21 protein-coding genes are annotated in these 20,175 nt (G+C 62.9%); 14 read left to right on the top strand and 7 right to left on the bottom strand.

The window, feature by feature from the left end:
* The 4 genes from VMP31_RS17135 to VMP31_RS17120 all read right to left on the bottom strand — a co-directional run.
* Window positions 1-851, bottom strand: an 851-nt coding sequence (locus tag VMP31_RS17135) for a sn-glycerol-3-phosphate ABC transporter ATP-binding protein UgpC (RefSeq protein WP_325508914.1), incomplete at its 3' end; no start/stop codon positions are given.
* A gap of 25 nt (window positions 852-876) precedes the next feature.
* Entirely contained in the window at window positions 877-1,719 is an 843-nt protein-coding gene (locus tag VMP31_RS17130; protein ID WP_325508913.1) for a carbohydrate ABC transporter permease, read from the bottom strand.
* Window positions 1,719-2,684, bottom strand: a complete 966-nt coding sequence (locus VMP31_RS17125) for a sugar ABC transporter permease (RefSeq protein WP_325508912.1) — start codon at window positions 2,682-2,684, stop codon at window positions 1,719-1,721. Before VMP31_RS17125 ends, VMP31_RS17130 begins: the two co-directional genes overlap by 1 nt.
* A gap of 16 nt (window positions 2,685-2,700) precedes the next feature.
* Window positions 2,701-3,975 (bottom strand): ABC transporter substrate-binding protein, encoded by a 1,275-nt coding sequence (locus tag VMP31_RS17120; protein ID WP_325508911.1) that lies wholly within the window; start codon window positions 3,973-3,975, stop codon window positions 2,701-2,703.
* 158 nt (window positions 3,976-4,133) lie between these two features.
* Between VMP31_RS17120 and VMP31_RS17115 the strand changes: the two genes are divergently transcribed.
* The 4 genes from VMP31_RS17115 (at window position 4,134) to VMP31_RS17100 (ending at window position 9,302) form a co-directional block, all read left to right on the top strand.
* Window positions 4,134-5,684: a carbohydrate porin gene (locus VMP31_RS17115; RefSeq protein WP_325508910.1), complete on the top strand. Its 1,551-nt coding sequence runs from the start codon at window positions 4,134-4,136 to the stop codon at window positions 5,682-5,684.
* 135 nt (window positions 5,685-5,819) lie between these two features.
* Window positions 5,820-6,761, top strand: a complete 942-nt coding sequence (locus tag VMP31_RS17110) for a carbohydrate kinase (RefSeq protein ID WP_325508909.1) — start codon at window positions 5,820-5,822, stop codon at window positions 6,759-6,761.
* A 28-nt stretch (window positions 6,762-6,789) separates the two neighbouring features.
* Window positions 6,790-8,454, top strand: a complete 1,665-nt coding sequence (pgi, locus tag VMP31_RS17105) for a glucose-6-phosphate isomerase (RefSeq protein ID WP_325508908.1) — start codon at window positions 6,790-6,792, stop codon at window positions 8,452-8,454.
* Window positions 8,455-8,588: 134 nt separating this feature from the next.
* A complete protein-coding gene (locus VMP31_RS17100; protein ID WP_325508907.1) occupies window positions 8,589-9,302 on the top strand; it encodes a carbonic anhydrase in 714 nt (237 codons plus the stop codon).
* A 189-nt stretch (window positions 9,303-9,491) separates the two neighbouring features.
* Here the strand turns inward: VMP31_RS17100 and VMP31_RS17095 are convergent, their stop codons facing one another.
* The gene (locus VMP31_RS17095; protein ID WP_325508906.1) at window positions 9,492-10,148 is read right to left on the bottom strand and encodes a hypothetical protein; all 657 of its coding nucleotides are present in this window, start codon (window positions 10,146-10,148) and stop codon (window positions 9,492-9,494) included.
* Window positions 10,149-10,510: 362 nt separating this feature from the next.
* Between VMP31_RS17095 and coxB the strand changes: the two genes are divergently transcribed.
* The 4 genes from coxB to VMP31_RS17075 are packed head-to-tail and all read left to right on the top strand — an operon-like array spanning window position 10,511 to window position 14,732.
* Complete coding sequence (coxB, locus tag VMP31_RS17090; protein WP_325508905.1) at window positions 10,511-11,635, top strand: cytochrome c oxidase subunit II; 1,125 nt, start codon at window positions 10,511-10,513, stop codon at window positions 11,633-11,635.
* Window positions 11,636-11,640: 5 nt separating this feature from the next.
* Window positions 11,641-13,245 (top strand): cytochrome c oxidase subunit I, encoded by a 1,605-nt coding sequence (ctaD, locus tag VMP31_RS17085; RefSeq protein ID WP_325508904.1) that lies wholly within the window; start codon window positions 11,641-11,643, stop codon window positions 13,243-13,245.
* A 12-nt stretch (window positions 13,246-13,257) separates the two neighbouring features.
* Window positions 13,258-13,824, top strand: a complete 567-nt coding sequence (locus tag VMP31_RS17080; RefSeq protein WP_325508903.1) for a cytochrome c oxidase assembly protein — start codon at window positions 13,258-13,260, stop codon at window positions 13,822-13,824.
* Window positions 13,825-13,835: 11 nt separating this feature from the next.
* Window positions 13,836-14,732, top strand: coding sequence for a cytochrome c oxidase subunit 3 (locus tag VMP31_RS17075; RefSeq protein ID WP_325508902.1), 897 nt, complete (start codon window positions 13,836-13,838; stop codon window positions 14,730-14,732).
* Between the two features lie 47 nt (window positions 14,733-14,779).
* Here VMP31_RS17075 and VMP31_RS17070 read toward each other — a convergent pair whose 3' ends face one another.
* Window positions 14,780-14,983 (bottom strand): twin transmembrane helix small protein, encoded by a 204-nt coding sequence (locus VMP31_RS17070; protein ID WP_325508901.1) that lies wholly within the window; start codon window positions 14,981-14,983, stop codon window positions 14,780-14,782.
* A 74-nt stretch (window positions 14,984-15,057) separates the two neighbouring features.
* Here VMP31_RS17070 and VMP31_RS17065 point away from each other — a divergent pair, with 74 nt between their 5' ends.
* The 6 genes from VMP31_RS17065 to VMP31_RS17040 all read left to right on the top strand — a co-directional run bounded on the left by VMP31_RS17065 (window position 15,058) and on the right by VMP31_RS17040 (window position 19,647).
* Complete coding sequence (locus VMP31_RS17065) at window positions 15,058-15,789, top strand: SURF1 family protein (RefSeq protein WP_325508900.1); 732 nt, start codon at window positions 15,058-15,060, stop codon at window positions 15,787-15,789.
* Window positions 15,764-16,360, top strand: a complete 597-nt coding sequence (locus tag VMP31_RS17060; protein ID WP_325508899.1) for a hypothetical protein — start codon at window positions 15,764-15,766, stop codon at window positions 16,358-16,360. Before VMP31_RS17065 ends, VMP31_RS17060 begins: the two co-directional genes overlap by 26 nt.
* Window positions 16,361-16,417: 57 nt before the next feature.
* Window positions 16,418-17,455 (top strand): COX15/CtaA family protein, encoded by a 1,038-nt coding sequence (locus VMP31_RS17055; RefSeq protein ID WP_325508898.1) that lies wholly within the window; start codon window positions 16,418-16,420, stop codon window positions 17,453-17,455.
* A 24-nt stretch (window positions 17,456-17,479) separates the two neighbouring features.
* Window positions 17,480-18,379: a heme o synthase gene (gene cyoE / locus VMP31_RS17050; RefSeq protein WP_325508897.1), complete on the top strand. Its 900-nt coding sequence runs from the start codon at window positions 17,480-17,482 to the stop codon at window positions 18,377-18,379.
* 11 nt (window positions 18,380-18,390) lie between these two features.
* Window positions 18,391-19,026 carry an SCO family protein gene (locus tag VMP31_RS17045; protein WP_325508896.1) on the top strand — a complete coding sequence of 212 codons (636 nt, stop codon included), beginning with the start codon at window positions 18,391-18,393 and terminating at the stop codon, window positions 19,024-19,026.
* 96 nt (window positions 19,027-19,122) lie between these two features.
* Entirely contained in the window at window positions 19,123-19,647 is a 525-nt protein-coding gene (locus VMP31_RS17040; RefSeq protein ID WP_325508895.1) for an REP-associated tyrosine transposase, read from the top strand.
* A 68-nt stretch (window positions 19,648-19,715) separates the two neighbouring features.
* Here VMP31_RS17040 and VMP31_RS17035 read toward each other — a convergent pair whose 3' ends face one another.
* On the bottom strand, window positions 19,716-20,141 hold the full coding sequence (locus VMP31_RS17035) for a VOC family protein (RefSeq protein ID WP_325508894.1): 426 nt from the start codon (window positions 20,139-20,141) through the stop codon (window positions 19,716-19,718).
* Window positions 20,142-20,175 lie beyond the last annotated feature (34 nt).

Raw genomic sequence — 20,175 nt, 5'->3', positions numbered from 1 at the left:
CCCAACGTCACCGGCATCCCCTTGGCCGGCAGTTCGCCGCTGAGCGGCAACACGATCCGCGCCCGCCCCTGGTTGAGCAGTTCGACGGTAATGCCGCCCGAGCCCGAGCCGATCACCTCGCCGGCCATGAAGTTCATCTTCGGCGAGCCGACGAAGCCGGCGACGAACTGGCTGTTCGGATCTGAATAGAGATCGAGCGGCCTGCCGATCTGCTCGATATTGCCGGCATTGAGCACGACGATCTTGTCGGCGAGCGTCATCGCCTCGGTCTGGTCGTGCGTGACGTAGATCATCGTCGTCCCCAGCTCCTTGTGGAGCCGGCTGATCTCGACCCGCATCTGGACGCGCAGCTCCGCATCAAGATTGCTGAGCGGTTCGTCGAACAGGAACACTTCGGGCTCGCGCACAATGGCGCGGCCGATGGCGACACGCTGCCGCTGCCCGCCTGAAAGTTGCCGCGGCCGACGCTGCATCAATTCGGAGATGCGCAGGATCTCGGAGGCGCGTGTCACCCGCGCCTCAGTGTCGCTCTTCGGGTTTCCCGTCATGCGCAGCCCGAAGCTCAGGTTCTGCTCCACCGTCATGTGCGGATACAGCGCGTAGGACTGGAACACCATGGCGATGCCGCGGTCGGCCGGCTCGACGTCGTTGACCACCTGTCCGCCGATCGAAATCTCGCCGCCCGAAATGTCCTCGAGCCCGGCGATCATGCGCAGCAGCGTAGACTTGCCGCAGCCCGAGGGGCCGACGAACACCACGAATTCGCCGCTGGCGATCTCCAGGCTGATATCGCGCAGGATGCGCAGGCCGCCCAGTTGCTTGTTCACTTTGTCGAGTTTCAACTTGCTCATGCTGTTGTTCCTTATTCTTGTGGGCTCAGCCCTTGAGCGCGCCAGTGGTGAGGCCGGAAACGATGCGCCGCTGGAACACCAGCACCAGCAGCACCAGGGGCACGGTGACCATGACCGAGGCGGCCATCAGCAGGCCCCAGGGCAACTCGTGCTGGCTGCCGCCGGAAATCAGCGCGATTGCCACCGGCACCGTGCGTTCCTGGTCGGTCAGGGTGAAGGTCAGGGCGAAGAGGAACTCGTTCCAGGCGGCGATAAACGCCAGCAGTCCGGTGGTCACCAGCGCCGGCCAGAGCAGCGGCAGCAGCACCCGGGTCAGCGCCACCCAGGGTGAGGCACCGTCCATGATTGCCGCCTCTTCCAGTTCGCCGGGCAGTTGCCCGATAAAGGTGGTCAGCACCCAGACGGTGAACGGCAGGGTGAAGATGGTGTAGCTGAGGATCAGCGCCCAGGCGCTGTTGTACAGACCCAGGGCGCGGATCACCTCGAACAGCCCGGAGAGCACCGCAACCTGGGGGAACATCGACACCCCCAGCACCAGCAGCAGGACAGTCCCGCGGCCGCGAAACTTGACCCGGCCCAGGGCGTAGGCGGCGGTCAGGCTGAGAAACAGCGCCAGCGCTACCACGCAGAAGGCGACGAACACCGAGTTGCCGATGGCCTGCAGAAACGACGCCTGCTGCAGCACCGTGGTGTAGTTGGAGAAGTCCGGCTTATCGACCCAGTAGCTCACCTGGAACAAGGCGCTGGACGGCTTCAGCGAGGTCAGTACGGCGTAGTAGAAGGGGAATACCGCGTAGAGCAGCAGGATGCCGATCGCGGTCCAGAAACCCAGACGCAGCAGGATTTTCTTGAGTAGACGCAGGTTCATCAGCGCACCTCCATTTGCCGGCGGCCGAGGTAGAGGTAGAGCACAGCGATCACCGCGACGATGAGAAACAGCAGGGTCGAGGCGGCGCTGCCGTAGCCGACGTCCTGGAACTCCACCAGTTGCTGGCGGGCGTAGATCGACATGCTCATGGTCGACGAGGAGTTCGAAGTCAGCACATAGATGACGTCGAATACCCGCAACGAATCGAGAATGCGGAAGATCGCCGCCACCAATAGCGCCGGCATCAACAGCGGCAGGGTGACCCGCCAGAACACCTTGAGCGGATGCACGCCGTCGACTCGGGCCGCCTCGTAGCAATCGCCCGGCAACATCTGCAGGGCAGCCAGCATCAGCAGCGCGACGAAGGGCACGGTCTTCCACACATCGACCATGATCACCGCCCACATCGACAGGCTGGCGTCGGCGGTCCAGGCCAGGGGCGCGTCGATCAGACCCAAGCCGAGCATCATGTGATTGATGATGCCGAACTGGTCATTGAGCATCCACGCCCAGATCTTCGCCGAGACAATGGTGGGAATCGCCCAGGGGATCAGGATCATCGCGCGCACCAGGGCCCGGCCGGTGAAGCGGACATTCAACAGCAAGGCCACCGCCAGACCGATGATGATTTCCAGACCGACCGACACCACCGTGAAGTGCAGGGTGTTGCGCACGGCCTGCCACCACAGCGGGTCGACCAAAATGCCCGTCCAGATATCGCCATCGTGGGCCAGGTAGTTGCTCAGGCCGACGAAGGCCCCGGCACCGCTGTCGCTCAGGCTGGTATCGGTGAGGCTGAACCAGAAGGTGCGCAGCAGCGGCCAGCCCGCCACCAGCAGCAGGCACAGCAGCATCGGCGTGAGAAACAGCCAGGCGGCCCGCACGCGACGGCGTTGCACGGGCGTTTCCTTGATGGGCAGGGGCTCGTCGTAAAACGGCTGCGCCTGGGAGAGAGTGGTAGTCATGGCGGTTCCTTGGCGGTTACCAGTTGCGGCGCTTGATGCGCTTGAGATCGCTGCCCAGCTCGGTCACCGCCTGATCGACGGTCGCTTCGCCGGAGAGCACGCCGTGCACGCGGTCGAACAATGCATTGGACACCCGCGGGTAACGGTCGGCGGTGACCGCCGCCGGGCGCATCACGCCAGCATCGAGGATGGTGCGCAGCTGGCTGTAATAGGGCATGGCCGCGAGCAGCTCGGGGTCTTCGTAGAGCGATTCGATCACCGGGTTGTAGGCACCCACCAGAGCCCGATGCTTCTGTTGCTGGGCGCTGGTCAGGTAGGCCACCAGTTCGCCGGCGAGCTTGGGCTCGGCGCTGTAGCGCGACACCGACAAGCCCCAGCCGCCGAGGGTCGAGGCATGGCTGCCGCTTTCACCGCCCTTGGGCAGCGGGGCGATGCCGACCTGGTTCTTGACCGCGCTGTCCGGGCTCTGCACCAGCGCCCAGGCATAGGGCCAGTTGCGCATAAACAGCGCATTGCCGGACTGGAATACGCCGCGGCCTTCTTCTTCGGTGTAATTGAGCACGCCGCGCGGGGAGATGTCGCCCACCCAGCTTTTCGCCAGGGTCAGCGCGGTGCGCGTGGCCGGGCTGTCGATCAGGATCTCGCCCTGGGCATCGATCAGTCCACCACCCGGCTGACTGCCGATCCATTCCAGGGCGTTACAGGTCAGGCCCTCGTAGGCGCGGCCCTGGAACACATAACCCCACAGATTGGCGTTGCCGGCGTCGCGCTCGGTCTGCTGGATCTCGCGGGCGGTGGTGGTCAGTTCGTCCCAGGTTTGCGGTACCGCTTTGCCGTGTTTTTCCAGCAGATCCTGGCGGTAGTAGAGCAGGCCAGAGTCGGTGAACCAGGGCATGCTCACCAGTCGGCCGTCGACGGTGGCGTTGTCCAGCTGCGCCTGGAAATAGCCCTGGGTGGCGTTCTCTGGAAGCACCTCGCGCAGATCCAGCAGATGGTTGGCGAGCATGCCGGGCCAGACCACGTCGATCTGAATGATGTCGATGTCGGCAGACCGCGCACTGAGAATCTGCTGATAGAAGGACAGCCGCTCGGTCGCGGAGTTGGGCGTCGACACCACCTCGACTGTGTGGCCGGTCTGTTTCGACCAGGCCTCAACGCCGTCCTTGCACAGCTGCAATTCGGCACCCACAGCGCCGCAGGAAATGGTCAGGTTGGCCGCGCCGGCGAGCGCGGGCAGGCCGCTGCAGATCGTCAGCAACGCCGCCGGAAGAAGCGATTTCAGGTGTTTCATAAAGCCTCTCTTAATTTTTATTTTTGTTGAAGATAACGTTAACATCGCTAATATAACAGCGCATCCTGAGATGTAAACCCACTTTTCAAGGTTCTCCCGACTGATGGGTCACGGCCCAGAGTTGGCTCGCAAAATAAAAACAAAAGAGGATTTCACCCATGCAGCACAGATCACTATGGCTGGCCGCCAGCCTGCTCGGCGTTTGCGCACTCACCCCCCTGGCCCAGGCTGCGACACCGCTAAGCCTGGAAGAGCGAATGGCCGCGTTGGAGGCCCGAGCCAGCGCCGCCGAACGCCGTGCATTCGCCGCCGAACAGCAAGCCCAGGCAACCGCATTGGAACTGCAACGGCTGAAAAACGGTACTGCCCTGCCCGACTCATCTCCGGCACTGGACGCGCGCCTGGCGCAGGTCGAAGCGACCCTGGAACAGCAGCAGGATACGAGTAAAAGCAGCAGCAACCTCAGCGATGGTTTCAGCTTCAACGGCTATGCCCGCTCCGGCCTGCTGGTTGGTGAGGGACTCGGTGGTGGGCGTGGCGGGCCCTATGTCACACCGGCCGGTTCGGTCGGTGGCGCGGTCGGCCGGCTCGGCAACGAAGACGACACCTATATGCGCATCGATCTGTCGAAAGAGGCCTACGCGCAGAACGGCACCCGCTCGAAATTCATGGTTTCGATCGCCGATGGGGTGGAAACCTCCAACGACTGGACGGCCGACGAGAGCAGCCTGAATGTGCGCCAGGCCTACGCCGAGCTCAGCGAGCTCGCCGCCTTCAAGGGCAACTCCATGCTGGAAAACGCTACGCTCTGGGCCGGCAAGCGCTATGACCGCGACACCTTCGACATCCACTGGCTGGACTCGGATGTGGTCTATCTGGCCGGTACCGGCGGCGGTATCTACGACGTGCAGTTCGGTGACAACTGGCGCTCCAATTTCTCCCTGATGGGCCGCGACTATGGCGATTTCAGCGCCAGCGGCGGTGACGCCGACGTGGAAAGCTACATCCTCACCGCCAACCAGTTCTTCGCCGAAGACCGCTGGCAGTGGATGGTCAACGCCATCGGCTCAAGGAAGAACGATAGCCGCACCAATGCCGCCGGGCTGACCCCCGCCGACTCCGGCGTGCAAAGCATGTTGGCCCATCATCAGAAGGATTTCTTCGGCCGCGAGGGCTTCTTCAAGACGGCGCTGCTGTATGGCCAGGGTTTGGGTGCCGAGGTGAAGAACCTGGGTTCGGACGGCGAGCTGCTCGACGATGCCAAGGCCTTGCGCCTGGCGCTCTATGGCCAGACACCACTGGCCCGTGGCTGGCGGATCGCCCCGAGCCTGCTGGCTGAGCAGAGCCAGGACCGCTATGTCGGCGGCGACGATTACAGCTGGCTGACCCTCAACCTGCGCCTGGCCCAGGAGATCAATAGCAACTTCGAGATGGTTTACGAAATGAGCTGGCAAACCATGGACCTCGAACCCATGGGCTACCAGCAACGCAAAGCGGTCGACGGTGATTTCTGGAAGTTCACCGTGGCCCCGACCTTCAAGCCGGACATGGGCGACTTCTTCACCCGCCCGGAACTGCGCGTGTACGCCAGCCTGATGGATTGGTCGGCGGGGCTGGATAACTACAGCACTTCCGACGCCTTCGGTGAGGATGGCTTCCAGGCCGGCGGCCTCTGGCAGTTCGGCGTGCAGATGGAAACCTGGTTCTAAGTCTCGGGGGCGCACGGCAGCCCAGCGGGTATTGGCATGTCTCGCTGGGCTGCGCGCCCCACTCTACGGCTTATCGCCTTGCAGCACGCAATGGGGACATAGCCTTTTCGATGTTCTGTTGATCTGGAGACACCCATGTATCTGGTTTGTGGCGAAGCTCTGTTCGATTTCTTCAGCCTGGAGCCCGGCGCGCGCAGCAGCGAGCTGGCGTTCAAGGCGCTGGCCGGCGGTTCGCCCTTTAACGTCGCGGTTGGCTTGCGCCGCCTCGGCAGCGATTCAGCGCTGTGCACCGGCATTTCGACCGATCACCTCGGCACCCGCTTGCGTCAGGTATTAGCCGAGGAAGGGGTCAATGGCGATTACCTGGTTACCAGCGAGGCAGCGACTACCCTGGCGATGGTCGGCGTCGATGCCCAGGGTTCGCCGCAGTATTCCTTCCGCGGCGAGGGCTGCGCCGACCGCCAGCTACGCCGCGAGCATCTGCCGCAATTGAGCGAGCGGGTGCGTGGCCTGCATGTCGGCTCCTACTCGCTGGTGGTCACCCCGGTCGCCGACACCCTGTTGGAGCTGGTGCGCCGCGAATGCGAGCAGCGCCTGATCAGCCTCGATCCCAATGTGCGGCTCAATGTCGAGCCGGATATCCAGCTGTGGCGTCGACGTATCGAGGCCTTCGCCGCTCACGCGCACCTGATCAAGGTCAGCGAGGAGGACCTGAGCCTGCTCTACCCCGACCAGGACCCGCAGGCCGTGGCCCAGCGCTGGCTCGGCGAGCGTTGCCAGCTGGTTTTCCTGACCCATGGCGGCGAAGGTGCCAGCGTGCACAGCCGCACCCATGGCCACTGGTCGGTGCCGGCCCGGGCGGTGCACACCCGCGATACGGTCGGTGCCGGCGATACCTTTCAGGCCGCCTTGCTCGCCTACCTGGCCCGCCACGACCTGGACAGCCCGTCAGGCTTGGCCGGCATCTCCCGCGAACAGCTCGACGCCATGCTCAGGCTGGCGGTCGGGGCCGCCGCGCTGACCTGTTCGCGGGTTGGCCCCGACCTGCCCTATGGGCATGAACTCGACGCGTTCTGATTAACCGCCTCGCCCCTCAGGAGCTGATATGCCGCACTCTGCCACATCATCCGACGTCACCCGCCTGGCCAGTTGGCAGGCCCTCACCGCGCACCGCGACCAGCTGGATGGCTTCTCCCTGCGCCAGGCCTTCGCCGAGGATCCACAGCGTTTCGCCACATTCTCGCTGAACGACTGCGGGCTATTTCTCGATTACTCGAAAAACCTGATCGACAGCCGCACCCGCGAACTGCTGGTTGACCTGGCCAATGAGGCGGGGCTGGCGCAGGCGATCCGCCACTTGTTCGATGGTGCCCTGGTCAATGCTTCGGAGCAGCGTCCGGCCCTGCACACCGCCCTGCGCCGGCCGATTGGCGACCAGGTGCGGGTCGATGGCGTCGACGTCATGCCCGAGGTGCAGCGTGTGCTCAACCGCATGAGCGAGTTGGTCGGGCGGGTGCACAACGGCCTGTGGCGCGGCTACACGGAAAAGCCGATCACCGATGTGGTCAATATCGGCATCGGTGGCTCCTTCCTCGGCCCGCAACTGGTGTCCGAGGCGCTGCTGCCGTTCGCTCAGCGCGGCGTGCGCTGTCATTACCTGGCCAATATCGACGGCAGCTCGTTCCATGAGCTGGCGGCCAAGCTGCACGCGGAAACCACCCTGTTTATCGTCTCGTCGAAAACCTTCGGCACCCTGGAAACCCTGAAAAACGCCCAGGCCGCGCGTAGCTGGTACCTGGCCCAGGGCGGCAGCGAGGGCGAGCTGCACCGGCACTTTATGGCGGTGTCGAGCAATACCCAGGCCGCGCTGGCCTTCGGCATCCGCGAAGAAAACATCCTGCCGATGTGGGACTGGGTCGGCGGGCGTTATTCGCTGTGGTCGGCCATTGGCCTGCCGATCGCCATGTCGATCGGCATCTCCAATTTCAAGGAATTGCTCGCCGGTGCCTACCGCATGGACCAGCACTTCCAGAGCGCGCCGTTCGACCGCAATATGCCGGTGCTGTTGGCCTTGCTGGGCATCTGGTACGGCAATTTCTGGGGCGCGCAGAGCCACGCGATCCTGCCGTACGACCACTACCTGCGCAATATCACCAAGCACCTGCAGCAGCTGGATATGGAGTCCAACGGCAAATGCGTGCGCCAGGACGGCAGCCCGGTCACCACGGCCACCGGGCCGGTAATCTGGGGCGGCGTCGGCTGCAACGGCCAGCACGCCTATCACCAGTTGCTGCACCAGGGTACGGCGCTGATCCCGGCGGATTTCATCGTGCCGGTGAGCAGCTACAACCCGGTCGCCGACCACCATCAATGGCTGTTCGCCAACTGCCTGTCGCAAAGCCAGGCGCTGATGCTGGGTAAGTCCCGCGGCGAAGCCGAAGTCGAGCTGCGCAGCCAGGGCCTCGACGAAGATCAGGTGCAGCGTCTGGCACCGCATAAGGTGATCCCCGGTAACCGGCCGAGTAACACCCTGGTGCTCGAACGGGTCAGCCCGGGACGCCTGGGTGCCTTGATCGCCCTGTACGAGCACAAAGTATTCGTCCAGAGCGCAATCTGGGGCACCAACGCCTTTGACCAGTGGGGTGTGGAGTTGGGCAAGCAACTGGGCCAGGGCGTGTATGCGCGCCTGGTCGGCAGCGCGAAAGAGGTTGCCGAGGATGGCTCGACCCAGGGCCTGATCGATTTCTTCCGCGGCCGTCATCGTGGCTGATCGAACAGGCGAGCATTGACTGGGTTCGTGGTGACCAACGGGGCGCGTCGAGTGTCCAGTAAAGGTGCGCATCACTGGTTCGGGGCATTTCCGAGCCAGGAGGATGCAATCCCGCAGATTTCGAGGTCATCCCTATGGATAAGCAACAGCAGCAAACCAGCAGCCCGGCGGAGAGCGCGCAAGAGGCGCTGCAACATATCGTTGAGGGCTTCCAGCGTTTTCGCCAGGAGGTGTTTCCGCAACAGCAGGCGCTGTTCAAGAAACTCGCCCACCAGCAGACGCCACGGGCCATGTTTATTACCTGCGCCGACTCGCGCATCGTCCCCGAGCTGATCACCCAGAGCGATCCGGGCGATCTGTTCGTCACCCGCAATGTCGGCAACGTGGTACCGCCCTACGGGCAGATGATGGGGGGTGTGTCCACCGCCATCGAGTACGCGGTGATGGCCCTCGGTGTGCAGCACATCATCATCTGCGGGCATTCCGATTGCGGCGCGATGAAGGCGGTGCTCGACCCGCAAACCCTGGAGCGCATGCCCACGGTCAAGGCCTGGCTGCGTCATGCCGAAGTGGCCAAGACGGTGGTGGCGGACAACTGCGGCTGCGCCGACCACACCACCCTCGGCATCCTTACCGAGGAAAACGTGGTGGCCCAGCTCGATCACCTGCGCACCCACCCCTCGGTGGCCTCGCGCCTGGCCTGCGGCCAGCTGTTTATCCACGGCTGGGTGTACGACATCGAAACCAGCGAGATCAAGGCCTACGACGCCGAGCAGGGTGCTTTCCGCCAGATCGGCGACGGCCCGCTGCCCATGGCCACGCCACGCCCACGCTACCTGCCCAGCTAATCTGCGAGTCGCGCAGCGACGCCTTCCCTATTACCCTTCTCCCTCCGGGAGAAGGTGGCGCGAAGCGCCGGATGAGGGAGCGTTACCCACAGTCACCGTAGGATGGGGGGGCCGCTTAGGTGACAACCCATCGCCGCGATTGATGGGTTGTCACCCACCCTACGACCCCGCTCTCTCGCCCGCTTCCGCTTAACCGGCCACCCGGCTCTCGTCCAGCTGCAACTCCAGCCCTAGCTGCCGCGAAAGGCACGGCCAGCGCTGCCAGGCCGCCTCGGTCTGCGGGTCGCTCAGGCGTTCGCGGTAGGCCTGCACCGAGTCCTGGGCAAAGCTGGCGTCATCGAGCATACCCTCCACCGCATGTTGCACGGCTTCGTCCAGCTGATTGGCGAAGGGTTCGCCGATCAACTGGTGGGCGATCAGGTTGGCCACCGTGGTATCCAGCGGAATCAGCGGCTGGCCGAGGTGGGCGATATAGCGATCATTGACCTCTTCGACCAGGCGGTGGGCCAGATAGGCCTCGTCGAGCAAGCCGTCGAGGCCTTCGTGGCCGGCCATCAGCGCTGGCGGCTGCAGGAAGAACTGCTCGGCGACCTTGAGCACCGGCTTGATCTGCGCCTCGATGCCGGCCTCGCGCGCCACCTGATTGGCCGCCTGCAGCACCTCGGGCACCAGGCCAATATAGGCGCTGACAAAACCCTGTAACACGCCCGAACTATTGTCGCCTGGTACGCGAATGGAGGGATGCAGGCGTTCCAGCTGGGCGTGCATCTGCGCGGCTAGCTGACCGGTACTGGCTTCGTGCTGGAGCGCACGTTCGATCAGTTCGTGTAAGGCAGCAATATTCATGACGGCTCCGGAAAAAAGGACATGGGCGTGAACCATAGCTGGCTGAGCAGCGTGGCTAAGACCCGATTGTCATAATTATTAAATACTTATGCGAGTCCGCTATATAGCGCGCTCCACTAAAAGGTCCCTGCCGCCGTCGCAGTGGCCTTCTGCCCATGGCGCGGCCATGCAATTCATTTCAGTTTTTTGCGTTGCCAGGTGCGGGTCCGTGTCTATACTCGACCTCGAAAGGCAGTACCTGATAACACCGAATAGACCTCGGCATGGATAGGGTGAGTTGGCGTTTGCACTCTTTTGAACGCCCGAGACCCTGGCCGCAGGCTTATTCGGCGGGATAACAAGAATCATAAGGGGAACCCGCAATGATGCGACATCCACGAGTCTGGATGGGCCTCCTGTTGTGGCTGGTATTCAGCTCGGCTTACGCCGGCTGGGGTGTCAATATGACGCCCGGTGCCACCGAGGTCAGCCGCTCAGTATTCGATTTGCACATGACCATCTTCTGGATCTGCGTCGTTATCGGCGTGATCGTGTTTGGTGCCATGTTCTGGTCGATGCTCGTCCACCGCCGCTCCACCGGCCACAAACCCGCACACTTCCACGAAAGCACTACAGTCGAGATTCTCTGGACCGTGGTGCCCCTGGCCATTCTGGTTGTAATGGCCATACCGGCCACCAAGACCCTGATCGAGATCTACGACAGCTCGGAATCCGAGCTGGATATCCAGATCACCGGCTACCAGTGGAAGTGGCACTACAAATACCTGGGTGAGGACGTCGAGTTCTTCAGCAACCTGACAACGCCCAAAGCGCAGATCAACAACAAGGCCGAGAAAGGCGAGCACTATCTGCTTGAGGTGGATGAGCCGCTGGTGGTGCCGGTGGGCACCAAGGTGCGCTTTCTGATCACTGCCGCCGATGTGATCCACTCCTGGTGGGTACCGGCCCTGGCGGTGAAGAAAGACGCCATCCCCGGCTTTATCAACGAGTCCTGGACGCGCATCGAGGAGCCCGGCATATACCGCGGCCAGTGCACCGAGCTATGCGGCAAGGATCACGGCTTTATGCCCGTGGTGGTCGAGGCCAAGTCGAAAGAGGACTACGCCGCCTGGCTGGCCGAACGCAAGCTGGCCGCGGCCGCCGAGCGTGAGCTGACCAGCAAGGCATGGACCCTGGACGAGCTGATGGAGCGCGGCGAGAAGGCCTATGTCACCGCCTGTGCCGCCTGTCACCAGGCCACCGGTGAAGGCCTGCCGCCGATGTTCCCGGCGCTCAAGGGCTCGCCCATCGCAGTCGGTCCGGCTGCCGGCCATATCGATATCGTGGTCAACGGCAAGCCTGGCACCTCCATGGCCGCCTTTGGCAAGCAACTCTCGGAAGTTGATCTGGCCGCCATCATCACCTACGAACGCAACGCCTGGGGCAACAAGGTCGGTGACATGGTCACCCCACAGGACATCGTTGCCTTCAAACAGGCTCAGGAGTAAGGGACATGAGTGCAGTGATCGATCCGGGCCATGCTGGCCACGGTCATGCCGGACATGACCATCACCACGGCCCGGCCAAGGGCCTGATGCGCTGGGTGTTGACCACCAACCATAAAGACATCGGCACCATGTACCTGTGGTTCAGCTTCGCCATGTTCCTCCTTGGCGGCAGCATGGCCATGGTGATTCGTGCCGAGCTGTTCCAGCCGGGCCTGCAGATCGTGCAGCCGGAGTTCTTCAACCAGATGACCACCATGCACGGCCTGATCATGGTCTTCGGCGCGGTGATGCCGGCGTTTGTCGGCCTGGCCAACTGGATGATCCCGCTGATGATCGGCGCGCCGGACATGGCCCTGCCGCGGATGAACAACTTTAGCTTCTGGCTGCTGCCGGCGGCCTTCGGCTTGCTGGTCAGCACCCTGTTTATGGAAGGCGGCGGGCCCAACTTCGGCTGGACCTTCTATGCCCCGCTGTCGACCACCTACGGGCCGGAAAGCACCACCTTCTTTATCTTCGCCGTGCACCTGATGGGCATCAGTTCGATCATGGGCGCGATCAACGTGGTCGCCACCATCCTCAATCTGCGCGCCCCCGGCATGACCCTGATGAAGATGCCGCTGTTCGTCTGGACCTGGCTGATCACCGGCTTTCTGCTGATCGCGGTCATGCCGGTACTGGCCGGCTGCGTGACCATGATGCTGATGGACATCCACTTCGGCACCAGCTTCTTCAGCGCGGCCGGTGGTGGTGACCCGGTGCTGTTCCAGCACGTGTTCTGGTTCTTCGGCCATCCCGAGGTGTACATCATGATCCTGCCGGCATTCGGCGCGGTCAGTGCGATCATCCCGGCCTTCGCCCGCAAGCCGCTGTTCGGCTACACCTCGATGGTCTATGCGACGGCGAGCATCGCCTTTCTGTCGTTTATCGTCTGGGCGCACCATATGTTCACCGTCGGCATCCCGCTGACCGGCGAGCTGTTCTTTATGTACGCCACCATGCTGATCGCCGTGCCGACCGGGGTGAAGGTGTTCAACTGGGCCAGCACCATGTGGCGCGGCTCGATGACCTTCGAGACGCCGATGCTGTTCTCGGTGGCCTTCGTCATCCTGTTCACCATCGGCGGCTTTTCCGGCCTGATGCTGGCCATCGCCCCGGCGGACTTCCAGTACCACGACACCTATTTCGTGGTGGCGCACTTCCACTACGTGCTGGTGCCGGGTGCGATCTTCGGCATCTTCGCCTCGGCCTACTACTGGCTGCCGAAGTGGACCGGGCACATGTATGACGAGACCCTCGGCAAGTTGCATTTCTGGATGAGCTTCATCGGCATGAACATGGCGTTCTTCCCGATGCACTTTGTCGGTCTGGCCGGCATGCCGCGGCGCATCCCGGACTACAACATGATGTTCGCCAACTTCAACATGGTCTCGAGCATCGGTGCCTTTATGTTCGGCGCGACCCAGTTGCTGTTCCTGTTTATCGTCATCAAGTGCATCCGCGGTGGCAAGCCGGCCGCGGCCAAGCCCTGGGACGGTGCCGAAGGTCTGGAGTGGACGGTCCCGTCGCCCGCGCCGTACCACACCTTCAGTACTCCGCCGGAAGTGAAATAGGAAGTCGCGACCATGAGCGAGACCCTGCCGATTCGCCGTCTGGTCATCCGCCTGTGCCTGGTGGTGGTGGGCATGTTTGGCTTCGGTTTCGCCCTGGTGCCGATTTACGACGTGATGTGTCAGGCCTTCGGCATCAACGGCAAAACCGCTGGTGCCTATGAGGCCGGGCTGCAGAGCAGTGATGAGTCGCGCCAGGTGCGGGTGCAGTTTCTTGCCACCAATTCGGCCGATATGGTCTGGGAATTCCGCCCGTTGGCCGATGAGGTGACGGTGCACCCCGGCCAGAGCACCGAAATGGTCTATGTGGCTTACAACCCTACCGACAAGCCGATGTCCGCTCAGGCGATCCCCAGCGTTGCGCCTTCCAAGGCCGCCGCCTACTTCCACAAGACCGAATGCTTCTGCTTTACCCAGCAGGTTCTGCAGCCAGGCGAACGCATCGAAATGCCGGTGCGTTTTATCGTCGATAGAGACTTGCCGGCCGATGTACGCCACCTGACCCTGGCCTACACCTTGTTCGATATCACCGCGCGCAAGCCGCCGGTGGCACAGGCGACCCTTACCCGGGCGACTCCATAAGGAGAACAACAATGTCGAGTCACGAGAGTCACGAAAACTATTATGTCCCGGCGCAGAGCAAGTGGCCGATCATCGCCACCCTCGGCCTGCTGATCTCGGTCTACGGGGTCGGCACCTGGTTTAACGACCTGTCGGCCAGTCGCGAGGGGTCCAACGGCCCGCTGATCTTCTTTATTGGCAGTCTGTTTCTCGCCTATATGCTGTTCGGCTGGTTCGGCAACGTGGTCAAGGAAAGCCGCTCCGGCATGTACAGCCCACAGATGGACCGCTCGTTCCGCTGGGGCATGAGCTGGTTTATCTTCTCCGAGGTGATGTTCTTCGCCGCCTTCTTCGGCGTGCTGTTCTATGTGCGCACCTTCGCCGGGCCCTGGCTCGGCGGCGAGGGCGACAAGGGTGTAAGCAACATGCTCTGGCCGGGCTTCGAGTACGCCTGGCCACTGCTCAATACCCCCGACCCGAAACTCTATCCGGCACCGAGCGGCACCATCAGTGCCTGGGGTCTGCCGCTGATCAACACCATCCTGCTGGTGGCTTCCAGCTTCACCCTGACCTTTGCCCACCATGCGCTACGCAAGAATCACCGCAAGCCGCTGACCCTCTGGCTGGCGCTGACCGTGATCCTCGGTCTGGCCTTTCTGGTGCTTCAGGTCGAGGAATACGTGCATGCCTATACCGAGCTGGGCCTGACCCTCGGCTCCGGTATCTATGGTGCGACCTTCTTTATGCTCACCGGCTTCCACGGGGCCCACGTGACCTTCGGCGCGATCATGCTGACGGTGATGCTGGTGCGGGTGATGCGCGGGCACTTCAGCGCCGAGCAGCACTTCGGCTTCGAAGCTGCCGCCTGGTATTGGCACTTTGTCGATGTGGTCTGGCTGGGGCTGTTCGTGTTCGTCTACGTGATTTGACGGAAGCCAAGCTACAAGCCGTAAGCCGGAGTGCTTATGGCTTGCAGCTACCAGGTAACCCGGGTAACCAGTTGGCCCGTGTAAAAGCCCCAGGCAATAAGGGCGACGGTCAAGGCCGTGAGACTGACGCGCAGCGTCAGTGCGTTAACCACCTTGGAGGTCTGACCTTCATCCTTGACCAGAAAAAACAGGCCACTGAATAAGCTGACCAGAGTAGCCAGTAGTAACAGGACGATCGCGGCCTTGAGCATGCGTAACTCCGGGGGAAGCAAATGGGGTGCAGGTGCAGTATAGCTAGCTTCGGCTGGCCTTCAGGGAGGGCGTTATGAGCGCTTTTCGACCCGGTCTGCTGCCCAGCATTCTGGTCCTGTTGCTGTTGCCCGGGCTGATTGCCCTGGGTTTCTGGCAACTGGCTCGCGCCGAGGAAAAGCGCGAACTGCTGGCCGCTCATCAGGCGCAGCAAAGCGCCGCACCCGTCAGCCTCAGCGAGCTTGAGCGCTATCCCGATCCAGCCTATGTGCGGGTGCAGTTGCAGGGCTTCTTCGATGCACGGCACAGCCTGCTGCTGGACAACCGCACCCGTGGCGGCCTGGCCGGGGTGGAGGTGCTGCAACCTTTCTATGACCAGGCCAGCGGCCTCTGGCTGCTGCTTAATCGCGGCTGGCTGCCCTGGCCGGATCGCCGCATCCCCCCGACCTTCGCCACGCCTGATACGCCGCTGCGTCTGCAGGCCTCGATCTATGTGCCGCTGGGCGAGGCATGGCAACTGCAGGCCGACCAGCCCGGCAGTGACTGGCCGCGGCTGGTCAGTGCGGTCAGCCCCGACACCCTGTGGCAACAGCTGGGCCGCGGCGGTCTGGCCTACGAGGCGCGCCTGGAGCCGGGGCCCGCCTCCTTCCAGGTCGACTGGCCAGTGGTGGCCATGAGCCCCGACAAACACCTTGGTTATGCCGTGCAATGGTTCGCCCTGGCGGTGGCATTGCTCTGCCTGTTTATCTATTTAGGTCTATCTAACGCGCGGGAGACTCGCCATGAACCCAGCCACCATTCTGCCTGACGCCTTGCCTGAAGTGCCGCCCGCACAGCGTCGTCGCGGGCGCTTGCAGTTGATCCTGATCCTCGCCGTGGTGATCGCCCCGATGATCCTCGCCAGTGCCATGTATCAGTGGCGCTTCTGGGTGCCGGAAACCCGCAGCTACCATGGCGAGCTGATCGGCAACGGCCAGAGCCGCGCGGATCTGGGCATCGCTGCCGCCACGGAGACCCGCTGGCAGTTGCTGGTGACGGTGCCGCAAACCTGCGACAGCGCCTGCAAGGAGCTGGTGTTTCTCGCCCGGCAGATCCATATCGGCCTGAACCGGGATGTGTCCCGCGCCAGCCATGCCCTGGCCGTTGCCCAGCCCCTGGCCGCGGACTATGACGCCCAGCTGCAGCGCGAATACCCGCAACTGACGCGCTATCCGCTGGAGCTGGATGCCTACGGCAAAACCGCTGGCGAGGCCAAGGACGCGCAACTCTGGTTAGTCGACCCCCATGGCAACCTGGTGCTGCGCTACGACGCCACCAGCAAGGGCAAGGAGATTCTTAACGATCTGCGCCATCTGCTGAAAATTTCGCAGATTGGTTAACCCATCGGCGCGTTGTTGGTGTCTACCCCTGCTAACACCGCTACAAGGAGTCCATCGATGGCTAGACCCGGTTACCGTTTTGCCCTGTTCGCCACCCTGCTGGCGGTCGTGGTGGTTATGCTCGGGGCCTACACCCGCCTGACTCACGCCGGCCTCGGCTGTCCGGACTGGCCCGGCTGCTACGGTTTTCTCGGCGTGCCCATGAGCGAGCACAAGCAGGCGCTGGCCTCGGCGCGCTTCCCCGAGGCTCCGGTGGAAGTGGCCAAGGGCTGGTACGAGATGGTCCATCGTTATTTCGCCGGGGCCCTGGGCCTGGTGATCCTCGGCTTGGCCGTGCAGGCTCTGCGCCGTCGCGGTGAGCCAGGGCAGCCGTTGAAGCTGCCGCTGTTCCTGTTGGCCCTGGTATGCCTGCAGGCGGCCTTCGGCATGTGGACCGTGACCCTGAAACTCTGGCCGCAGGTGGTCACCGCCCATCTGCTCGGTGGTTTTGCCACCCTCAGCCTGCTGTTTCTGCTGACCTTGCGTCTATCCGGCCCTGTGCCGGTCATGCCCACTCTTTCCGCGCGGCTGCGTAGCCTGGCGGCGCTGGCGCTACTGCTGGTGGTCGGCCAGGTGGCCCTCGGTGGCTGGGTCAGCAGCAATTACGCGGCGGTCGCCTGTGTCGACCTGCCAACCTGCCACGGCGAGTGGTGGCCGGCGATGGATTTCGCCAACGGCTTCCACCTGACCCAGCATATCGGCCCCAACTACCTGGGCGGCCAGCTCGACAGCGACGCGCGCACCGCCATCCATATGAGCCACCGTCTGGGCGCACTGCTGCTGACCCTGGTGTTGCTGCTGCTGGCCTGGCGACTCAGAGCCAACGGCCTGCCACGTCTGGCCGGCTTGTTGCTGTTGGCACTGGCACTGCAGATCAGTCTGGGCATCAGCAACGTAGTCTTCCACCTGCCGTTGCTGGTGGCGGTGGCGCACAACCTTGGCGGTGCGGCCCTGCTGCTGACCGTGGTGCTGATCAATTACCGGGTGCGCGCCGTAGCGCTGGCATCCCAGGCGACAGTCGCGCAAGCTGGCCTTGCTCCGCTGCCAGGCAAATAACAAGAACAATCGAGGAGAGACCCGATGGCTACTCTATTGCGTGAACAGCAAGCCCACGCCACCTGGCGCGACTACCTGGAGCTGACCAAGCCCAAGGTGGTGGTGCTGATGCTGATCACATCCTTGGTCGGCATGTTCCTCGCCACCCGGGCGGGCGTGGCCTGGCAGGTGCTGATCTTCGGTAACATGGGCATTGGCCTGTGCGCTGGCGCGGCCGCGGCGGTTAATCATGTGGTGGACCGGCGTATCGACTCGATCATGGCGCGCACCCTCAAGCGCCCGGTCACCAGCGGCAGGGTGTCCCCCGTCGCGGCGCTGGGCTTTGCCCTGCTGCTGGCGGTAGTGGGAATGGCGCTGCTGCTGACCTTTACCAACGAACTGGCGGCCTGGCTGACCCTGGCCTCGTTGCTCGGTTACGCGGTGCTCTACACCGGCTTTCTCAAGCGCGCCACGCCGCAGAATATCGTTATCGGTGGGCTGGCCGGGGCGGCACCGCCGCTGCTCGGCTGGGTAGCCGTTACCGGGCATATCAGTGCCGAGCCGCTGCTGCTGGTGCTGATTATCTTCGCCTGGACCCCGCCGCACTTCTGGGCCCTGGCCATTCACCGCAAGGACGAGTACGCCAAGGCCGATATCCCCATGCTGCCGGTGACCCATGGCGAGCACTACACCAAGGTGCATATCCTGCTCTACACCTGCGTGATGTTCGCCGTCACCCTGCTGCCCTATGCCATCCATATGAGCGGCCTGCTCTATCTGGTCTGCGCCATCGGCCTGGGCGCGCGTTTCCTGCACTGGTCCTGGGTGCTGTACCGTGACAGCAAACCGCACGCCGCGATCAACACCTTCAAGTACAGTATCTGGTACCTGTTTGCGCTGTTTATCGCCCTGCTGGTCGACCACTATCTGCTGCTTAACCTGTAATTGTTGGTGCCATGACCCGAACCCAGATCACCGTTTTTGTTCTCGTTGCCATTGTGGCGCTCGTCCTCGGCCTGACCGTCAACAAGGTCCTGAACGGTAAAGGCCAGGGCGACCCCACGGCATTACTCGACGCCGGTATCGTCCTGCTGCCCCAGAGCCGCAGCCTGCCGGAGCTGAGCCTGACCAATCAGGATGGCCAGGCCGTGGCGGTAGATCAGCTGAAGGGGCAGTGGAGCCTGTTGTTCTTCGGTTACACCTTCTGCCCGGATATCTGCCCGGCGACCCTTGCCCAGCTGCGCCAATTGCAGGGCCAGTTACCGCCGGAAACCCTGAGCAAGCTGCGGATCGTACTGGTCACGGTCGACCCCAACCGCGACACCCCGGAGCAGTTGAAAAAGTACCTGGACTACTTTGACGCCGGCTTTATCGGCCTGACCGGTGAGGAGGCAACCCTGCAGAAACTCGCCAATGCGGTCAGCATCCCCTATATCCCGGCTGACACCAGCAAGGAAAACTACACCGTCGACCACAGCGGCAACCTGGTGATCATCGGCCCGGACGGCACCCAGCGCGGCTTTATCCGCGCCCCCATCAACAACGCCAAGCTGGCGGCGCAGTTGCCCGGGTTGATCGGCACGGTCAATTGATTTGATGGGTTATCACCTGCGCGGCCCGACCCGTTCACAAAGACCAAGACCGTAGGATGGGTGATAACCCATCAGCCGACCCATGGATGGGAACGCATGACCGAATACCGACGTATCTATCGCCCCGGTGGCACCTACTTCTTTACCCTGACCCTGGCTGACCGCCGTCAGGACTGGCTGATTTCCCATATCGCGGCACTCAAGCAGAGCGTCCACGCTGAGCAGCAGCGCGCGCCTTTCAGCCTGCAAGCCTGGGTGGTGATGCCCGAACACCTGCACTTGCTGATGCGTCTGCCCGATGGCGATCATGACTTCTCCAATCGAATCCGACGTATCAAAGGCAATTTTTCCCGCGAATTACCGCGCGGCGTTGTTCGCGCGAGCCAGTTGCTAAAGGGTGAGCGGGGCATCTGGCAGCGGCGCTTTTGGGAGCACCTCATCCGTGATGAGCGAGACTGGCAGCAGCACTTCGATTACATCCACTACAACCCGGTCAAACATGGTCAGGTGCAGCGGGTTATCGATTGGCCGCATTCATCCTTCCATGCCTATGTCGAACGGGGCATTTATCCACGGGACTGGGCCGGTGGTGAGTCGGCCGCTGTTCAGGTAGGCGAGTGATTTTGATGGGTTGTCACCCATCCTACGGCCTGCTGCGTAGATCGTATGGGTGACAATCCATCACCTGGCTACTTAGCGAATAACTGGCCGATATCCTTGAACGCCTTGAACTCCAGGGCGTTGCCGCAGGGGTCGAGGAAGAACAGCGTGGCCTGTTCGCCGACCTGGCCGGCGAAGCGCACATAGGGTTCGATGACGAACTGTGTGCCGCCGGCTTGCAGGCGCGCGGCCAGGGCGTGCCAGTCATCCCAGTCCAGCACCACACCGAAATGCGGTACCGGTACGTCGTGGCCGTCGACCGGGTTGCTGTGCGCCTCGATCTGCGTCGAGGTCTTCGGGCTCTGATGGATCACCAGCTGATGGCCGAAGAAGTTGAAGTCCACCCAGTGCGCGCTGCTGCGACCTTCGGCACAGCCCAGCAGCTCGCCATAGAAGGTGCGGCAGGCCGTCAGGTCATAAACCGGAATGGCCAGGTGGAAGGGACTGAGTGCCATGTTGTGATTCCTTGAGCCTAGGGTCTGTTGATTC

The sequence above is a fragment of the Pseudomonas sp. genome, from assembly GCF_035512415.1.
Lineage (GTDB): Bacteria > Pseudomonadota > Gammaproteobacteria > Pseudomonadales > Pseudomonadaceae > Aquipseudomonas.
Note: the sequence above shows the minus strand (reverse complement) of the source record. Positions and strands in the feature narration are given on the sequence as shown.

What these genes read in the sequence shown, in the direction of transcription:
- VMP31_RS17045 (WP_325508896.1), top strand. Translation starts at nt 18,391, where the DNA reads ATGACCCGAACCCAGATCACCGTTTTTGTTCTCGTTGCCATTGTGGCG.
- pgi (WP_325508908.1), top strand. Translation starts at nt 6,790, where the DNA reads ATGCCGCACTCTGCCACATCATCCGACGTCACCCGCCTGGCCAGTTGG.
- coxB (WP_325508905.1), top strand. Translation starts at nt 10,511, where the DNA reads ATGATGCGACATCCACGAGTCTGGATGGGCCTCCTGTTGTGGCTGGTA.
- VMP31_RS17120 (WP_325508911.1), bottom strand. Translation starts at nt 3,975, where the DNA reads ATGAAACACCTGAAATCGCTTCTTCCGGCGGCGTTGCTGACGATCTGC.
- VMP31_RS17065 (WP_325508900.1), top strand. Translation starts at nt 15,058, where the DNA reads ATGAGCGCTTTTCGACCCGGTCTGCTGCCCAGCATTCTGGTCCTGTTG.
- VMP31_RS17130 (WP_325508913.1), bottom strand. Translation starts at nt 1,719, where the DNA reads ATGAACCTGCGTCTACTCAAGAAAATCCTGCTGCGTCTGGGTTTCTGG.
- VMP31_RS17070 (WP_325508901.1), bottom strand. Translation starts at nt 14,983, where the DNA reads ATGCTCAAGGCCGCGATCGTCCTGTTACTACTGGCTACTCTGGTCAGC.
- VMP31_RS17110 (WP_325508909.1), top strand. Translation starts at nt 5,820, where the DNA reads ATGTATCTGGTTTGTGGCGAAGCTCTGTTCGATTTCTTCAGCCTGGAG.
- VMP31_RS17095 (WP_325508906.1), bottom strand. Translation starts at nt 10,148, where the DNA reads ATGAATATTGCTGCCTTACACGAACTGATCGAACGTGCGCTCCAGCAC.
- VMP31_RS17060 (WP_325508899.1), top strand. Translation starts at nt 15,764, where the DNA reads ATGAACCCAGCCACCATTCTGCCTGACGCCTTGCCTGAAGTGCCGCCC.
- ctaD (WP_325508904.1), top strand. Translation starts at nt 11,641, where the DNA reads ATGAGTGCAGTGATCGATCCGGGCCATGCTGGCCACGGTCATGCCGGA.
- VMP31_RS17115 (WP_325508910.1), top strand. Translation starts at nt 4,134, where the DNA reads ATGCAGCACAGATCACTATGGCTGGCCGCCAGCCTGCTCGGCGTTTGC.
- cyoE (WP_325508897.1), top strand. Translation starts at nt 17,480, where the DNA reads ATGGCTACTCTATTGCGTGAACAGCAAGCCCACGCCACCTGGCGCGAC.
- VMP31_RS17100 (WP_325508907.1), top strand. Translation starts at nt 8,589, where the DNA reads ATGGATAAGCAACAGCAGCAAACCAGCAGCCCGGCGGAGAGCGCGCAA.
- VMP31_RS17125 (WP_325508912.1), bottom strand. Translation starts at nt 2,684, where the DNA reads ATGACTACCACTCTCTCCCAGGCGCAGCCGTTTTACGACGAGCCCCTG.
- VMP31_RS17040 (WP_325508895.1), top strand. Translation starts at nt 19,123, where the DNA reads ATGACCGAATACCGACGTATCTATCGCCCCGGTGGCACCTACTTCTTT.
- VMP31_RS17080 (WP_325508903.1), top strand. Translation starts at nt 13,258, where the DNA reads ATGAGCGAGACCCTGCCGATTCGCCGTCTGGTCATCCGCCTGTGCCTG.
- VMP31_RS17035 (WP_325508894.1), bottom strand. Translation starts at nt 20,141, where the DNA reads ATGGCACTCAGTCCCTTCCACCTGGCCATTCCGGTTTATGACCTGACG.
- VMP31_RS17075 (WP_325508902.1), top strand. Translation starts at nt 13,836, where the DNA reads ATGTCGAGTCACGAGAGTCACGAAAACTATTATGTCCCGGCGCAGAGC.
- VMP31_RS17055 (WP_325508898.1), top strand. Translation starts at nt 16,418, where the DNA reads ATGGCTAGACCCGGTTACCGTTTTGCCCTGTTCGCCACCCTGCTGGCG.